A 15,417-nucleotide genomic window follows, 5' to 3' on the forward strand; every position below is an offset into this window, starting at 1 on the left:
ACCAGGCTGGCGATGATCACCGCCCAGACCAGGCCGTTGACGCCGATCGCATGCGCCAGCCACCAGCCCAGCGGCATCATGATCGCGGCATAGCTGACGAAATGCATGATGGTGGGCCACCAGACGTCGCCCGCCGCGCGGTTGGCCGAGGCGGCGACCACCTGGATGGCGTCGGCCACAAAGAACAGGGCGGTCAGAGCCAGGGCCGGGGCCGCCACCGCCAGCAGCACCGGATCGCGGTTGTAGGCCGAGGCCAGGATGTCCGCCGTCGGCCAGATGATCAGGGCGATGACCAGGCTGAGGGCCGTCACCACGCCGATGCCGACCAGACCCGCGCGCATCACGCCGTCGCCGTCCTTGGCGCCATAGGCCCGGCCGACCAGCACGGCCGTCGCCGCCGACAACCCCATGGGCACCATGAAGACGATGGCCGAAACGTTCAGGGCGATGGTCCAGGCCGTGGTCTCCACCGCGCCCAACTGACCGGCGATGAAGGTCATGGCCGCGAAGGCCCCGACCTCGATGAAATAGCTGGACCCGGCGCCATAGCCGACCTTGCGCTGCTCGCGCTCGGCCGTCAGGTCGCGCTGCGGCTTGGCGAAGACGCCCAGCGCCCGCGCCTCGGGCAGGCGCAGGATGTAGATGACCAGAAACACCGCCAGCGCCGTCCGCGCGCCGAACGTCGCCCAGGCCGAGGCCGCGGCGCCCGACTGGCCGATGCCCAGCAGGTCCGGCACCAGCACCAGATTCAGCAGCAGATTGACGCCGTTGGCGATCCACATGGCCCACATGCCGGGCTTGGGCCTGCCCAGGGCCTCCAGGAAGAACTGAGCCGCCACGCTGACCAGATAGGCGGGCATCGACAGGGCGAAGATGATCAGGGCGGGCGCCGCCCCCTCGCCCAGGCCGTCGGCCAGGCCCGCGTGGCGCATCAGCCAGGGACCCAGCGCGATCAGGGCGATCATGGAAATGACGCCGATCTGCAGCGCATAGGCCGTGCCCCGGCGCAGCACGGCGCCGACCTCATGGCGCCGTCCCTCGCCCAGCATCCGGGCGGTCATCACCTGCACCCCCATCATCAGGCCGACAGCCGTGGTCAGGACGATGGAGGTCGGCGCCCAGGCCAGGGCGTGGAAGGCCAACTGTTCGCCGGAATGGTTGCCCACGACAATGGCGTCGGTCAGCCCCATGGTCATGATGCCCAGACGCGCCAACACCACCGGCCAGGCCAGGGCCAAAAGGTCTTTCAGGGCGGTGCGGGACGAAGGGCTGAGGGAAAACATGGGAGGCGGCAAAGGCCATGCCGGGAAACCCCGGTCAACTCCCAATCGGATTGGGGGCTTTCGCCTACCAGGCGCCCAGTTCGCGCAACTGCTCCACCAATTCCGGCGGCACGTCCCCGGCGTCGGCGACGCTCAGGTCGACGGGCGCGTCCTTGGCTTCCAGATAGCGCCAGCCCTGGAACGGGCGCCGAGCCATCGGCGCGGTGCGGATGACGCGCGGCTCCAGGGTGATCTCGCAACGGCTGGTCTTGCCCTCGCCCAGCGTCGTGATGTCCAGGATCGGCTGGCGGCAGGCCACGGTCCCCTTGATGACCCAATACAGAGAGCCGCCGTCCTCGATCTCGGCCGCGCGCTTGGGCGTCATCCGCGTGTGCACGATCAGGGGCTGGCCCGACCGGGCGCGCCGCTCCAGCCAGTCGACGTCCGAGACGCCGACGCACAGCTTGATCATGTGAAGACCCATCGCCCGCCCATAGCATCAGAATCCCGGCGACGTCAGGGCGGCGGTCGGACTAGGCTGGGGACATGACCGCCACCCGCCGCCAGACCCTTCACGCCGGTTTCGGCCTGGCCGTGACCGCGACCGCCCTGCCCGCTTTTGGAGAGACGCCCATGTACGGACTGATCGGCCGCATGAAGGCGGCGCCCGGCAAACGCGCCGAACTGGCCGCCATCCTGCTGGAGGGCACCGGCGACATGCCCGGCTGCCTGTCCTACGTCATCGCCGAAGACATGCAGGACGCCGACGCCCTGTGGATCACCGAGGTCTGGGACAACGCCGACAGTCATCGCGCCTCCCTGTCACTGCCGTCGGTCCAGGCGGCCATCGCGCGCGGACGCCCCCTGATCGCCGATTTCGACAACCGCAACGAGACCCGGCCCCTGGGCGGAACCGGCCTGAGTCGCCGCTGACCCTCCTGCCGCCGAGAGTCTAGACCCGGAAAAAAGCGCGTCTATCGAGTCTATCGAGTCTAGATTCGACGTCCCCCGCTGAGCGGCGTCGGTCGCCCCCTAGCACGGGTCTGCGCCCGATGCGGACGCAGGGGATCGAGGATGGGCGAAGCCTGCGGGCGCCATGACTCTATCGGACCTTGGTGAGTCTGGACCCTGGATAAGCGACCCATTTAGCCCACCCAGTCGCGGCGGCGATGAGGGCGCCGGAAAGATGTTGGTGTCGCCGACGCCGAGCCACAACACGCACGACCGGTCCCGGGCATCGACCCGGCCATATTCAACGCCGGGAATTGAACCGGACTCCATGATCCCGACACCTTGGTCCGTGGTCGGGAGAAACAGGACATGATGATCGAGGCCAATGAACTGACGTTCGCCTATGGCGGGCGGCCTCCATCTGTCGCCGCGCTCACCTTTTCCGTCGCGGAAGGCGAGATCTTCGGCTTCCTCGGGCCGAGCGGCGCCGGGAAGAGCACGACGCAAAAGATCCTGATCCGTCTGCTGCGGGGCTATCGCGGCGACCTGCGCGTCATGGGGCGGCCCGTGAAGTCCTGGGGACCAGACTATTTCGAACGGGTCGGCGTCTGTTTCGAACTTCCGGGCAACTATCGCAAGCTGACCGCGATCGAGAATCTTCGCTTCTTCGCCTCCTTCTTTCGCACGCCTACGCTTGCGCCAGAGGAGGTCCTCGAATGGGTGGGGTTGCGCGCAGACGCCGACAAGCGCGTCGAGCAATTCTCCAAGGGCATGCAAACCCGGCTGAACCTCGCCCGGTCGCTGATCAACCGGCCGACCCTGCTCTTTCTCGACGAGCCGACGTCGGGCCTGGACCCGGGCAATGCGCGGATCGTTCGCGACCTCATCCGACGCGAGCGCGACAGGGGAACCACGGTCTTCCTGACGACCCACGATATGCACGTCGCCGACGAACTGTGCGACACGGTCGGCTTCCTGGTGAATGGCCGCCTTGCGCGGGTCGGCGCGCCGTCGGCCTTGCGCCTGGAGCACAGCAGCCGGCTGGTCGAGATCCGCTCCGGCGTCGCCGGAGCGCTACGCAGCGACCGCTTCTCGCTCGAAGGCCTGGCCGCGAATCCTCTGTTTCAGAAACTGATCGCGGAAAAAAGGATCGAGTCGATCCACTCGCTGGAACCCAGCCTCGAAGACGTCTTCATGCGCGTGACCGGGGAGCGGCTAGCATGAGCGCCTTCGCCCAGCTTGTCGGCAACGATATGCGAACCCTCTATCGCTCGGGCTATGTCTGGGTGAGCCTGGCGGTGTTCGGCCTGATGCTTCTGGTGGCCCTGCAGGCCTCGCGCCTGGACTTCGCCGGCTATGAGGCGTTCATCGCCGCGATCATTCTGTTCGACGTGGTCCTGTCGCCGCTGATGCTCGTGGGGCTGATGGTGTTGCTCGAGCGCGGCGAAGGCGCATTCGCCGTGCTGTGCGTGAGTCCTGTGTCGACGCCCGCCTATATGGCGGCGCGCGTCGTGACGGTGAGCCTGATCGCACTGGCGCAAACGCTCGTCCTTGTCCTGGCGGTCTATGACGGCGCCCTTTCACCGCTGGCCCTGACCGCGGGCCTGGCCGGGGCGGCGAGCCTGTCGGCCCTGTTCGGGTTCGTGGTCATCGCCTATTTCGACGACCTGTACGCATACCTTCTGCCCATGATCGGCGCGATCCTGGCGCTGGGCGCGCCCGGCTATGGCGTGCTGCTCGGGATCGCCCCGCAATGGCTCGTCTGGCACCCGACCGCGGGCGCCCTGGCGTTGATCGAGACGGCCTTCGATCTGGACGCCTCGCACGGACTGGCGGGAGCCGGCGCGTCGTTGGCGGCCTGGATTCTGGCGGCCGGCGGCCTGGCCTATCTGGCCGTCCGGCGTATGCAGGCCCGGATCGGGGACGCGTCATGACCACGACGGATCCCATCCGGCGCCGGGGCCTGGTCGCGACCCTGGTCGCAGCCGATCTTCGACGGGTGACCCGAGACCCTCTGATGGCGGGGATCATCGCCGCGCCCCTGGCGGTCGCGCTGATTTTCCGGTTCGCCGTCCCCGACGTCGAGACCCTTCAGGCGACCCTCGTCGCCTATCTGGGCCAGGACGGGGGCGCGTCGGCGGCGCGCGCCGCGCCAGTGTTGTTGATGAGCCTGCTGACGGCGATCGCGCCAGGCCTGGTCGGCGCGGTCTATGGGCTATTGATCGTCGGCGAGCGCGACGAGCGCACCTTGATGGCGTTGCGGGTCATGCCGGTCTCCTTCGCCCGCTATGTCGCGGCCAGGCTGTTCACGCCTCTGGCCTTGTCTGTCGGCGTGACCATCGTCGCCTATCCGGTCGCGGGGCTGGCGCCGTTGCCGATTACGACCGTCGCGCTGATCGCGGCCGTCAACGCCGTCAGCGCCCCGGTTGTCGCCCTGGCCATGGCGACCTTCGCCAGGAACAAGATGGCCGCCCTGGCCGTCATGCGGGTGGCCAACAGCATCCTGGCGCTTCCCGTGCTGGCCTATTTCGCGGTTCCGCCCATGCTCTATCTCGCGTGGCTCTCGCCGGCCTATTGGCAGATGAAGGCTCTGTGGCTCGCCGCCGACAGCCTTCCCTTCCTGGGGACCCTGGCGGTGGCCGCCGTGATGAATGTTCTGCTTCTGGTGCTGTTCTATTCCCGTTTCGAGCGACAAGGCGAAGCCTAGGCTCCGCACTCAACACCGCCCATCCCCGCCTTGACGCCGCGCGCCGCCCATCGGGTCGCGGGGATGAGCGGAACGTGCTGGATCACTGATTTCAATGAGCTTTAATTGAGTCTGGAGCCTAGCCGACGGCCGTACGAACCACATCGATGCAAAGCAGGACGATGACGACCGTCTGGGCGGCGGTCAGGAGGCAAAGCGCCAGGATGGCCAGCGTCTCCTTGCGGTCCCTCGCCCCTTTCATCGGCGCGAAGCCCGACCGTCCAGCCGTTCCCGTTTCCAGATCGACGCGCGCATCCAAGGGCCGCTCTCCTGACGAAAGCAACCTTAGGTAGGTGTGTTTTAGAATTCAATCTATGAGCGTTCGCCGCCCAGATAGCGGGCGTGCAGCATCGGCTTGCCTAGCCAATAGGCCAACTCGGCCGGGCGATCGATGTCCCAGACGGCCAGGTCGGCCTCCAGCCCCTTCTTGATGCGGCCGATGTCGCCGCGCAGGCCCAGCGCCCGCGCCGCCTCGCGCGTGGCCCCCGCCAGGGCCTCTTCCGGCGTCAGGCGGAACTGGACGCAGGCCAGGTTGATCGCCGCCGTCATCGAGGCGACGGGCGAGGTGCCGGGGTTGCAGTCGCTGGCCACCGCCATCTTGACCCCATGCTCGCGGAACAGGGCCACGGGCGGCGCCTGGGTCTCGCGCAACATCAGATAGGCGCCGGGCAGAAGCACGGCGACCACGCCCGCCTCGGCCATGGCCTTCACCCCCGCCTCGGTCGTGTGCTCGACATGGTCGGCCGACAGGGCGCCGTAGCGGGCGGCCAGGGCGGCCCCGCCCCCGTCCGACAACTGGTCGGCGTGCAGCCGCACCGGCAGGCCCAGGCTGCGCGCACGCTCGAACAGGCGCGACACCTCGTCGGTGGTGAAGGCGATGGGTTCGCAATAGGCGTCGACGGCGTCGACCAGATCATGGTCGTGCGCCGCGTCCAGAATGTCGCCGACGGCCAGATCGACATAGGCGTCGCGGTCGTCGCGATATTCGGGCGGCAGGGCGTGCAGGCCCAGATAGCTGGTGCGCACCCGCACCCCGCCCTCCTTGCCGATGCGGCGGGCGACCCGCAGCATCTTCAGTTCGGCGTCCATGTCCAGGCCATAGCCGGACTTGATCTCGACCGTGGTGACGCCGGTGGCCTTCAGCCCCTCCAGCCGCGTCATGGCGCTGTCGAACAGATCGTCCTCACTGGCCTCACGCGTGGCGCGCACGGTTGAGACGATGCCGCCGCCGGCCTTGGCGATCTGCTGATAGGTCGCGCCGCCCAGGCGTTGTTCGAACTCGCCCGAGCGGTCGCCGCCGAACACCAGATGGGTATGGCAGTCGATCAGCCCCGGCGTGACCCAACGGCCGCCCAACAGATCCGTCTCGGCCGCCTTGTGCTTGGGCAGTTCGCCGCGCGGCCCGGCCCAGATGATCTTGCCGTGGTGGATCAGGATGGCGCCGTCCTCGACGGCCCCATAGGGTTCGTCGGACTCGACCATGGTGGCCAGGCGGCATTCGGTGATCAGTCGGTCGGCGCGGATCATCGAACTTGAAACCCCGTCAGCAGTTCACAGAACCAGCGCCCGGCCGTCAGCGATCCCAGGTCGCCGATCTCCAGCGACGGATCGTATTCGGTCAGGTCCACCGCCTTCACCCCAGGATGGGCGCCGATCACGCGCGTGGCGGCGAAGAAGTCGATCACCGACACGCCCCCCGGACGCGCGCCGGGGCTGGCCGGCCATTGTCCGCGGTCGATCACGTCGATGTCGAAATCGACATAGATCGCGTCGCACAGGCCCGACAGCCGCTCCAGCTCCTCGGCCACGACGGCGGCCAGGCCGCGTTCGCGGCATTCGCCGACCGTCCGCACCGAGATTCCCGCCGCCTTGGCCTTGTCATGCGCCCGGCGCGTGTTGGCGAAGGGCGCCAGGCCGACCTGGCTGATGCGGCGGCCGTCCATGCCGTCGTCCAGCAGGGCCTGCACCGGATTGCCGTTGGTCAGCCCCTGGTCGGTGTCACGCAGGTCGAAATGGGCGTCCAGGGTCAACAGGGCCGTCCGTTCCAGGCCCAGGCCGTGCACGCCCGGCCGGGTGACGGCGTTGTTGCCGCCGATCAGCACGGTCAGCGCGCGCGCCGTCTGGGCCGCCTGGGCCGCGACCGCGTCACGCACCGGCGCGAAGGCGTCGGCGGGCGTCACGGCCTTCAACGACACGTCGCCCGCGTCATGCACCTGGACGTTCAGCTCCGTCCCCGTCTCGACGTCATAGGTCGAGAAACGCGGCAGCACGGCCCGGAACGCCTTGGGTCCCAGGTCGCAGCGACCGGGCGTCAGCGACCGCTCGTTCAGGGGCGCGCCGATCAGGGCGACGGGCGCGTCCGGGCGGTTCCCGACCAGATCGCCGACCGACCGCCAGCCCAGGGCCTCGGAGGGTTCCTTCATGATCATCCTTTCGTCGGCGAAAAGCGCGCCACCAGATCATAGGCCGCGCCGGGGAAGGTTTGGGAGGCCCAAGTCACGCCCTGACCGTCGCGCCAGGTGCGGCGCTCCAGCTTCAGGCATGCGGCGCCGAGCGCAAGGCCCAGACCGGCCGCCGTCTCGCGGTCGGCGGCGACGGCGGAAATACGGTGCTCCGCCTCGGTCCAGGGCGTGTGCGCCAGCAGCCAGCCGCCCGGCGCCTGGGTCTCGAAATCGGCCGTCTCGGCCTCGGGCGCGGCGTCCAGCGAGATCAGCCGCCGCTCCAGGGCGAACGGCAGTCCGTCGGCCAGGTGCAGGGTCTCCAGCGCGACCACCCGGCCGCCCAGGGGCGAATCACCATCCCGCGCCGACCGAACCGCGCGCGCCAGAAGCCGATGCGAATAGGCCGACCCCCGCCCCTCGATCTCGGCCTGAATGTCGGGAATGGAGACCAGGGCCGAGGAATGGACCGGCGGATGGGCCACCACGGTTCCGGCCCTGCGCCGCCGCACGATCAGGCCGCGCGCCGCCAGATCCGACAGGGCGCGCGACACCGTCATCCGGGCGCAGCCGTATTCGGCCGTCAGCTCGGTCTCGATCGGGATGCGGAAACCCGGCCGCCATTCGCCCGAGGCGATGCGACGCTCGATGTCGCCCGCGATGCGACGGTGCAGGGGTTCGCGCTCCATGCGGCGAACCTGCCTCTTGCACCGCATAATGTCTAGACATAAGACGGACGCCACGTCGGCGATGAACCGCCGCAGGGAGGATCAGATGAACGCACCATCCAACAGCCGCGTCGTGCGTGCGCCCCGCGGCCCGAACAAGACGGCCAAGACCTGGGCGGCCGAGGCGGCCCTGCGGATGCTGATGAACAATCTGGACCCCGAGGTGGCCGAGCGGCCCGAGGACCTGGTGGTCTATGGCGGCATCGGCAAGGCGGCGCGCGACTGGGCCAGTTTCGACCGCATCGTCGCCGAGCTGGAGGCCCTGGAGGCCGACCAGACCCTGCTGGTCCAGTCGGGCAAGCCGGTCGGGGTGTTCCGCACCCATGAGGACGCGCCGCGCGTCCTGATCGCCAACTCCAACCTGGTGCCCAAATGGGCGACCTGGGAGCATTTCCACGAACTCGATCGCAAGGGTCTGATGATGTACGGCCAGATGACGGCCGGCTCGTGGATCTACATCGGCACCCAGGGCATCGTTCAGGGCACCTATGAGACCTTCATGGAGGCCGGCCGCCAGCATTACGGCGGCGACTGGTCGGGCAAATGGATCCTGACGGCGGGCCTGGGCGGCATGGGCGGGGCGCAACCGCTGGCCGCGACCATGGCCGGGGCCTCCTGCATCGCCGTGGAGTGCCAGCGCAGCCGCATCGAGTTCCGCCTGCGCACCCGCTACCTCGACGTCATGGCCGAGACGGTGGACGAGGCCCTGGCCCTGATCGAGACCGCCAAATCCGAAGGAAAAGCCATATCTGTCGGTTTGTTGGGGAATGCTGCGGATGTATTGCCTGAATTGGTGAAGCGCGGCGTTCGGCCTGACCTGGTGACCGACCAGACCAGCGCCCATGACCTGGTCAACGGCTATCTGCCCAAGGGCTGGACCGTCGCCGAATGGGAGGACAAACGCCAGTCCGATCCCGACGCCGTACGCGACGCGGCGGCGCAATCAATCGTTGATCACGTCCAGGCCATGCTGGCCTTCCAGGCCATGGGCGTGCCGACCACCGACTATGGCAACAACATCCGCCAAGTCGCCTTCGACAAGGGCGTGGCGAACGCCTTCGACTTCCCCGGCTTCGTGCCCGCCTACATCCGCCCGCTGTTCTGTCGCGGCGTCGGCCCGTTCCGCTGGGCCGCCCTGACCGGCGACCCGGAGGACATCAAGAAGACCGACGCGGCGATGAAGAAACTCTTCCCCGACAACGCCGGTCTGCACCGCTGGCTGGACATGGCGGGCGAACGGATCGCCTTCCAGGGCCTGCCCGCCCGCATCTGCTGGATCGGTCTGGGCGACCGGCACCGCGCGGGGCTGATGTTCAACGACATGGTGGCGTCCGGCGAACTGTCCGGTCCCATCGTCATCGGCCGCGACCATCTGGACTCCGGCTCGGTCGCCAGCCCGAACCGCGAGACCGAGGCCATGATGGACGGCTCGGACGCCGTGTCCGACTGGCCGCTGCTGAACGCCCTTTTGAACACGGCCTCGGGCGCGAGCTGGGTGTCGTTGCATCACGGCGGCGGGGTCGGCATGGGCTATTCCCAGCACTCGGGCGTGGTCATCGTCGCCGACGGCACGCCCGAAGCGGCCAAGCGGCTGGAGCGCGTCCTGTGGAACGACCCGGCCACCGGCGTCATGCGCCACGCCGACGCGGGATACGACATCGCCAAGGACGCCGCGCGCGCCAACGGCCTGAACCTGCCGAGCCTGGGATGACGGCGCAGGTTCTTTCCTTCTCCCCTTGGGGGAGAAGGTGGCGCGCGAAGCGAGACGGATGAGGGGGCTGCTAGACCGTGCACCAGTCCGACAGAGAGACGCGGCGCGCCAAAAGGCTTCGCTCGGATCAAACCGGGCCGGAGGTCTTGCTGTGGGCGATGCTGCGCGGGCGCCAGCTCGAAGGGTTGAAGTTCCGTCGACAAGCCCCGGTCGCCGGTTCCGTCGTTGATTTCCTCTGCGCCGAGCTGAAGCTGGTGATCGAACTGGACGGTGGCGTCCATGACCTGACCGAAGACGACGATGCGGCTCGCGATAACCGGCTGCGCCATGCAGGCTTCACAGTGTTGAGGTTCCGCAACACCGCATTTGTGACCAATCCATCCGTCGTGCTGAACGCCATCCGCCATGCGGCGGGCATCATTCCAGCAATCGAATCCGGGGAACCAGCCCCCTCATCCGAGCCGCTCCGCGGCCCACCTTCTCCCCCGAGGGGAGAAGGACAGGAGACACCATGACCCAGATCATCATCGGCCAATCGCCCCTTACCCTCGCCCAACTGCGCGCTGTCACGGACGGGCCGGTCACGGTAAGCCTGACGGACGCCGCCTGGGCCGCCGTGGACAAGGGCGCGGCCACCGTGGCCGCCATCCTGGCCGAGGGGCGCACGGTTTACGGCATCAACACCGGCTTCGGCCTGCTGGCCAACACCTCGATCGCGCCCGAGGACCTGGAGACCCTCCAGAAGAATCTGGTGCTCAGCCACGCCTGCGGCGTCGGCCCGTTGCTGGACGCGGCCGTCACCCGCCTGTTGCTGGTGCTGAAGATCGCCAGCCTGTCGAAGGGCGCCTCGGGCATCCGGCGTAAGACGCTGGAGGCGCTGATCGCCCTGGTGAACGCCGACGTCCTGCCGTGCATTCCGTCCAAGGGTTCTGTCGGCGCCTCGGGCGACCTGGCGCCGCTGGCGCATATGAGCGGCGTGCTGATCGGCGTCGGCGAGGCGCGGCATCGGGGTCAGACCCTGTCGGCCGAGACCGCCATGGCCGTGGTCGGGCTGAAACCTCTGGTGCTGGGTCCCAAGGAAGGCCTGGCCCTGCTGAACGGCACCCAGTGTTCGACGGCCCTGGCCCTGGCCGGTCTGTTCGCGGCCGAGGCCGTGTTCGCCGCCGGGATCGCCGCCGGCGCCCTGTCGGTCGATGCGCTGAAAGGATCGGACGCCCCGTTCGATCCGCGCATCCACGCCCTGCGCGGCCAGCCGGGCCAGATCGCCGTGGCCGCCGCCTTGCGCGGCCTGCTGAACGGCAGCGCCATCCGCGACAGCCATCGCCACGACTGCGCCAAGGTCCAGGACCCCTATTCCCTGCGCTGCCAGCCCCAGGTCATGGGCGCGGCGCTGGACGTGCTGAGGAACGCCGCCGCGACGCTGGAGCGCGAGGCCAACGCCGTGACCGACAATCCGCTGGTCTTCATCGATGACGGCGACGTCATTTCCGGCGGCAATTTCCACGCCGAACCCGTTGCTTTCGCGGCGGATCAGATCGCCATGGTCCTGTGCGAGATCGGCAATATCTCGGAACGGCGCACCTCCATCCTGGTCGATCCCAAGATGACCGATCTGCCCGCCTTCCTGGTCAGGGAGAGCGGCCTGAACTCGGGCTTCATGATCGCCCAGGTGACCGCCGCCGCCCTGGTGGCCGAGAACCGCATGGTCGCCCATCCGTGCAGCGTCGACACCGTGCCGACCAGCGCCAATCAGGAAGACCACGTCTCCATGGCCACCCACGGCGCCCGCCGCCTGCTGGACATGGCCGAAAACGCCGCGACCGTGGTCGGCGTCGAACTGCTGGCCGCCGCGCAGGGGCTGGAGTTCCGTCGCCCGCTGACCTCGTCGCCCGTGTTGGAGCGGGTCTGGGCCATCGTGCGCGAAGCGGCGCCCGCCTATGAATCCGACCGCTATTTCGCGCCTGACATCGCGCACGCGGCCGACGGCGTGCGCGCGGGCCGCTATCGCGCCTTCGCCGAGGACCTGTTGCCCTCGGCCTGAAGCGTCAGGCGGTCTTCTGGCCGTAGATGGTCACCGAACCGATGATGTCGCCCGTATGGGCGTCGGCGACGACGTCCAGCGGGTACAGGCCCTGATCGCGCATCTCGGCCAGCGCCGCCGCGCGTCGCAGGACGTGCATCTCCATCGCCGGAGGCGGGGTCGACAGATAGGATTCGGCCTCGAAGCTGTAGCCGGCGGCCTCGCCCAGGATCTGGAACAGGGCCAGGCCGTTCGGCTTCAGGCGCTGGAAGATCTTGCGCAGGATCAGTTTCTGAACCGGCGGCGGATTGTGCTGCAAGGTGATGGCGGTGAAGAAGAAATCCGCCTCGGGCAGGTCGTCGAAATCCTCCAGCCCCTGCATCAGGCGCGTCTCGACATTGGTGACGCCTTCCTGGTCCATGAAGGCGCGGCACAGGGCTAGGTTGCCCGGCGAGATGTCCAGGGCGATCACCTTGTCGAAACGGTCGGCCAGACGGCGCGTCACCCGGCCGACGCCACAGCCCAGTTCGATGCAGACGCCGCCGTGGTGCGAAACCCCGGTGCGCGCCCCGAACAGGTCGATCAGCCGGGCCTCGCGTTCGCCCGAGGCGTGGAATTCGGCCAGATTGGCGGGATCGTTGATCTGGTTCGCCTTGAACCGGTCCGCGGTCAGCACCGACCAGTGCGGTTCGGTGTCGCCCAGATGGGTCCATTGCCGACGGATACGGTCCAGCAACCGCGTCATCGTCTCGGGCGGGGCGTCGTGCTGGATGGTCTCGACCGGCGCGATCAACTGGCCGTGCAGCGCCTGACGGACGGCCAGACCGGCGACCCGGTTGGTGAACTCCGCCGCATGGGTCATGGCGTGCAGGAACGAGGCGCGATTGGGATGTCCCGCGCGATGCAGGGCGATCACCTCGGCCGATTCCGGCGCGCGTTCCAGGAAGACCCGATACCCCTCGACGACGTCTTCTTCCGTCAAACCGCCGTCGTTGCTCACTGGGACCTCAGGGCTGTTTCTCAATCGTCAGGGCGTAGTCGCCGACCGCGCCCGGCGCATAGCTGCGCGCGCGGACGACATAGACGCCGTCCTCCGGCGCCGTCCAGTCCAGTTGCGCATGGGTGTCCGACAGACCGTCGTCATCCGAGGCCAGGCTCTCGAACCCGCCGTCGTCCTGGGCGCGGCCGACTTCGACCAGGGCGTCCACGGCGTTGGAGACCATGGTCAGACGCAGTTTCTCGCCACCCTTGGCCTGAAGCTCATAGGCGTCGAAATAGGCGCCTTCGTCGTTGACGGCGTCGGTCTCGTTCAACGTGCCGCGCGCGGTGGCCCCGACCAGTATGCTGCCCGGCAGCGGCTCGGGTCCCCGGTCGATCAGTTGGATCGAGTACAGGCCCTTGCTGTCCGTCGCCAACGGCATGGCGCGGATCACATAGTCGCCGTCTTCCGGCAGGGTGAAGTTCAGCCGCGAGTCCAGCCCCTCGCCCAGGCCGTCGTCGTCGCTGGCCAGGGCCTCCCAGTCCTCGCCGGGGCGGCCGATCTCCACGAAGCTGTCGAAATCGCCCGAGCGGACGATGATCTGCACCCTCTGTTTGGCCATGCCGCTGAAGCCATAGGCGTCATAGCCCTTGCCGTCGTCGGCCTTGGGATCGTCGGCCGCGATCTCGCCCTGGACCGTCTCGCCGAAGCTCAGGGGCGTGGCGGGCGGCGGCGGGGCCGTCTCGTTCAGGGTCAGGGTGTAGGCGCCGACGCCGTCGCCGAAGGCCCGCGCCTCGATCACATAGGTCCCGGCGTCATCCAGCGTGGCGGCCAGGCGCGAATTGGTGCCCTCGCCCGCGCCGTCGTCATCCTCGGCGATGGAGACGCGGCCGCCCCCGGTCTCGCGGAACAGTTGCAGATAGGTGTCGAAGGCCTCCGACGACATCGTCGCCGCGATCCGCTGGCCCGCGCGCGCCTGGAAGCGATAGGCGTCGGCGCGGGCGCCCTGGTCGTTGACCCCGTCCTCGGCCGTCAGTTCGCCCTGCACCGTGTCTCCCACGGCGATGGCGGCGGTCGGCGCGGCCGCCGGTCCTTCTTCAAGCTTCAGGGTGTAGGTCCCGGCCGATTCCTCGGCCAGGCCGGTGGCGCGGATGACGTAGTCTCCGCCTTCCGGCGCGGTGAAGATCAGGCGCGAATTCAGTCCGCCGCCAGGGGCGTCGTCGTTCATGGCCAATTCCTCGAACCCGCCGCCCCTCTGGACGCGGCCGACGCGGACCACGGGGTCGAAGGCCTCGGACGCCAGACTGATCGCCAACCGGTCTCCGGCGCGGGCGCGGAACACATAGGCGTCATAGGCGCCGCCCTGATCCTGTTCGGGATCTCCGGCGGCGAGTTCGCCCTGGACCTGGGCGCCCAGGCGGATCGTCTGCGGCCGGGGCGCGCGGGGTGCGGGCGGGCGTTCGGCCAGGCTCAGGGCATAGGCGCCGCCGTCCAGGCCGCTCAACGTGCGGGCGCGCAGCACATAGGTCCCGGCTTCCGGCGCCGTGAACCGAAGGCGGGCGTTGGTTCCCTCGCCCAGACCGTCGTCGTCCTCGGCCAAGGCTTCGCCGTCGGTTTCGCCATCCGCATAGATCGCCAGATAGGCGTCGAAGGCCTCGGCGCGCATCGCGGCCTCCAGCCGCTGCCCGGCGCGGGCCGTGATCCGGTAGTCGTCGTAGCGATAGTCTTCGCTAGACTGGGCGTCGCCGTCGCCGAGGGTCCCTTCGACCGTCTGACCGACACGCAGCGGTTCCTGCGCCATGGCCGATCCAGCGGCCAGCAACAAGGCGGCCGCGCTGGCGGCGGTCAGAACGGTCAGGCGGCGCATCGGAATCCCCCAGGGAATGGTCCGACGATGATAGACGCCGATCCGGCCCGTCTGTAAATCGCGCGCCATCCGTTCCATTCCTGACGAAGGCGTCCACCGATGACCGAACGCGCGACCCTGATCGACGGCAAGGCCTTCGCCGCCGGGCTGGTGGACCGGGTCAAGGCCGCGGCGGCGCGCCTGCGCCAGACGCACAGGGTCCAACCGGGCCTGGCCGTGGTCATCGTCGGCGAAGATCCCGCCAGCCAGGTCTATGTCCGCTCCAAGGGCGAACGGACGGTCGAGGCGGGCATGTATTCCGAGACCCACCGCCTGCCGGAAGCGACCGGCCAGGCCGGGTTGCTGGCCCTGATCGACCGGTTGAACGCCGATCCGAAGATCCACGGCGTCCTGGTTCAACTGCCCCTGCCGAAACACATCAACGCCGACGCGGTGCTGGGCGCCATCGACCCCGACAAGGACGTGGACGGGTTTCATGTCGTCAACGCCGGGCGCCTGGCCGTCGGCCTGCCGGGGCTGGTCCCGTGCACGCCCCTGGGCTGTCTGATGATGCTGAAGGACCAGTTGGGCGACCTGTCGGGCCTGAACGCGGTGGTCGTGGGGCGCTCGAACATCGTCGGCAAGCCCATGGCCCAGCTTCTTCTGGCCGAAAGCTGCACCGTCACCATCGCCCATTCGCGCACCCGCGACCTGCCCGCCCTGTGCCGCACGGCCG

16 protein-coding genes are annotated in these 15,417 nt (G+C 68.6%); 8 read left to right on the forward strand and 8 right to left on the reverse strand.

All coding sequences use genetic code 11. The annotated features are described in order from the left end of the window. Both V7D63_RS11200 and V7D63_RS11205 read right to left on the reverse strand, forming a co-directional pair. Positions 1–1,283 (reverse strand): MATE family efflux transporter (locus V7D63_RS11200; protein ID WP_333592361.1); only part of this gene is annotated, 1,283 nt, incomplete at its 3' end. A gap of 64 nt (positions 1,284–1,347) precedes the next feature. Next, the gene (locus V7D63_RS11205) at positions 1,348–1,746 is read right to left on the reverse strand and encodes a DUF1489 family protein (protein ID WP_333592362.1); all 399 of its coding nucleotides are present in this window, start codon (positions 1,744–1,746) and stop codon (positions 1,348–1,350) included. A gap of 62 nt (positions 1,747–1,808) precedes the next feature. On the opposite strand from V7D63_RS11205, the gene V7D63_RS11210 reads away from it, so the two are divergent. The 4 genes from V7D63_RS11210 to V7D63_RS11225 all read left to right on the forward strand — a co-directional run bounded on the left by V7D63_RS11210 (position 1,809) and on the right by V7D63_RS11225 (position 4,920). Then, complete coding sequence (locus V7D63_RS11210; protein ID WP_333592363.1) at positions 1,809–2,195, forward strand: putative quinol monooxygenase; 387 nt, start codon at positions 1,809–1,811, stop codon at positions 2,193–2,195. 387 nt (positions 2,196–2,582) lie between these two features. Further along, positions 2,583–3,437, forward strand: a complete 855-nt coding sequence (locus V7D63_RS11215; protein WP_333592364.1) for an ABC transporter ATP-binding protein — start codon at positions 2,583–2,585, stop codon at positions 3,435–3,437. After that, positions 3,434–4,147 (forward strand): hypothetical protein, encoded by a 714-nt coding sequence (locus V7D63_RS11220; protein WP_333592365.1) that lies wholly within the window; start codon positions 3,434–3,436, stop codon positions 4,145–4,147. Before V7D63_RS11215 ends, V7D63_RS11220 begins: the two co-directional genes overlap by 4 nt. Next, positions 4,144–4,920 carry a hypothetical protein gene (locus V7D63_RS11225; RefSeq protein WP_333592366.1) on the forward strand — a complete coding sequence of 259 codons (777 nt, stop codon included), beginning with the start codon at positions 4,144–4,146 and terminating at the stop codon, positions 4,918–4,920. Before V7D63_RS11220 ends, V7D63_RS11225 begins: the two co-directional genes overlap by 4 nt. A 118-nt stretch (positions 4,921–5,038) precedes the next feature. On the opposite strand, the gene V7D63_RS11230 is transcribed toward V7D63_RS11225, so the two are convergent. The 4 genes from V7D63_RS11230 to hutC are packed head-to-tail and all read right to left on the reverse strand — an operon-like array spanning position 5,039 to position 8,086. After that, positions 5,039–5,218, reverse strand: a complete 180-nt coding sequence (locus V7D63_RS11230; RefSeq protein WP_333592367.1) for a hypothetical protein — start codon at positions 5,216–5,218, stop codon at positions 5,039–5,041. A 53-nt stretch (positions 5,219–5,271) separates the two neighbouring features. Further along, a complete protein-coding gene (gene hutI, locus V7D63_RS11235; RefSeq protein ID WP_333592376.1) occupies positions 5,272–6,483 on the reverse strand; it encodes an imidazolonepropionase in 1,212 nt (403 codons plus the stop codon). Next, entirely contained in the window at positions 6,483–7,382 is a 900-nt protein-coding gene (locus V7D63_RS11240; protein WP_333592368.1) for an arginase family protein, read from the reverse strand. The genes hutI and V7D63_RS11240 overlap by 1 nt, the downstream gene beginning before the upstream one ends. 2 nt (positions 7,383–7,384) lie before the next feature. Then, on the reverse strand, positions 7,385–8,086 hold the full coding sequence (hutC, locus tag V7D63_RS11245; protein WP_333592369.1) for a histidine utilization repressor: 702 nt from the start codon (positions 8,084–8,086) through the stop codon (positions 7,385–7,387). Positions 8,087–8,171: 85 nt separating this feature from the next. On the opposite strand from hutC, the gene hutU reads away from it, so the two are divergent. The 3 genes from hutU (at position 8,172) to hutH (ending at position 11,877) form a co-directional block, all read left to right on the forward strand. Further along, positions 8,172–9,836, forward strand: a complete 1,665-nt coding sequence (gene hutU / locus V7D63_RS11250) for a urocanate hydratase (protein WP_333592370.1) — start codon at positions 8,172–8,174, stop codon at positions 9,834–9,836. A 77-nt stretch (positions 9,837–9,913) separates the two neighbouring features. After that, positions 9,914–10,351 (forward strand): endonuclease domain-containing protein, encoded by a 438-nt coding sequence (locus V7D63_RS11255; protein WP_333592371.1) that lies wholly within the window; start codon positions 9,914–9,916, stop codon positions 10,349–10,351. Continuing rightward, positions 10,348–11,877: a histidine ammonia-lyase gene (hutH, locus tag V7D63_RS11260; protein ID WP_333592372.1), complete on the forward strand. Its 1,530-nt coding sequence runs from the start codon at positions 10,348–10,350 to the stop codon at positions 11,875–11,877. The genes V7D63_RS11255 and hutH overlap by 4 nt, the downstream gene beginning before the upstream one ends. Before the next feature lie 4 nt (positions 11,878–11,881). On the opposite strand, the gene V7D63_RS11265 is transcribed toward hutH, so the two are convergent. Further along, a complete protein-coding gene (locus V7D63_RS11265; protein ID WP_333592373.1) occupies positions 11,882–12,856 on the reverse strand; it encodes a class I SAM-dependent methyltransferase in 975 nt (324 codons plus the stop codon). Positions 12,857–12,863: 7 nt separating this feature from the next. Then, the gene (locus V7D63_RS11270) at positions 12,864–14,771 is read right to left on the reverse strand and encodes a PPC domain-containing protein (protein WP_333592374.1); all 1,908 of its coding nucleotides are present in this window, start codon (positions 14,769–14,771) and stop codon (positions 12,864–12,866) included. Positions 14,772–14,801: 30 nt separating this feature from the next. Here V7D63_RS11270 and V7D63_RS11275 point away from each other — a divergent pair. Further along, the coding region (locus V7D63_RS11275) for a tetrahydrofolate dehydrogenase/cyclohydrolase catalytic domain-containing protein (protein ID WP_333592375.1) at positions 14,802–15,417 on the forward strand (616 nt) is incomplete at its 3' end.

The sequence above is a fragment of the Brevundimonas sp. genome, assembly GCF_036732845.1.
In the GTDB taxonomy this organism is placed as follows: domain Bacteria; phylum Pseudomonadota; class Alphaproteobacteria; order Caulobacterales; family Caulobacteraceae; genus Brevundimonas.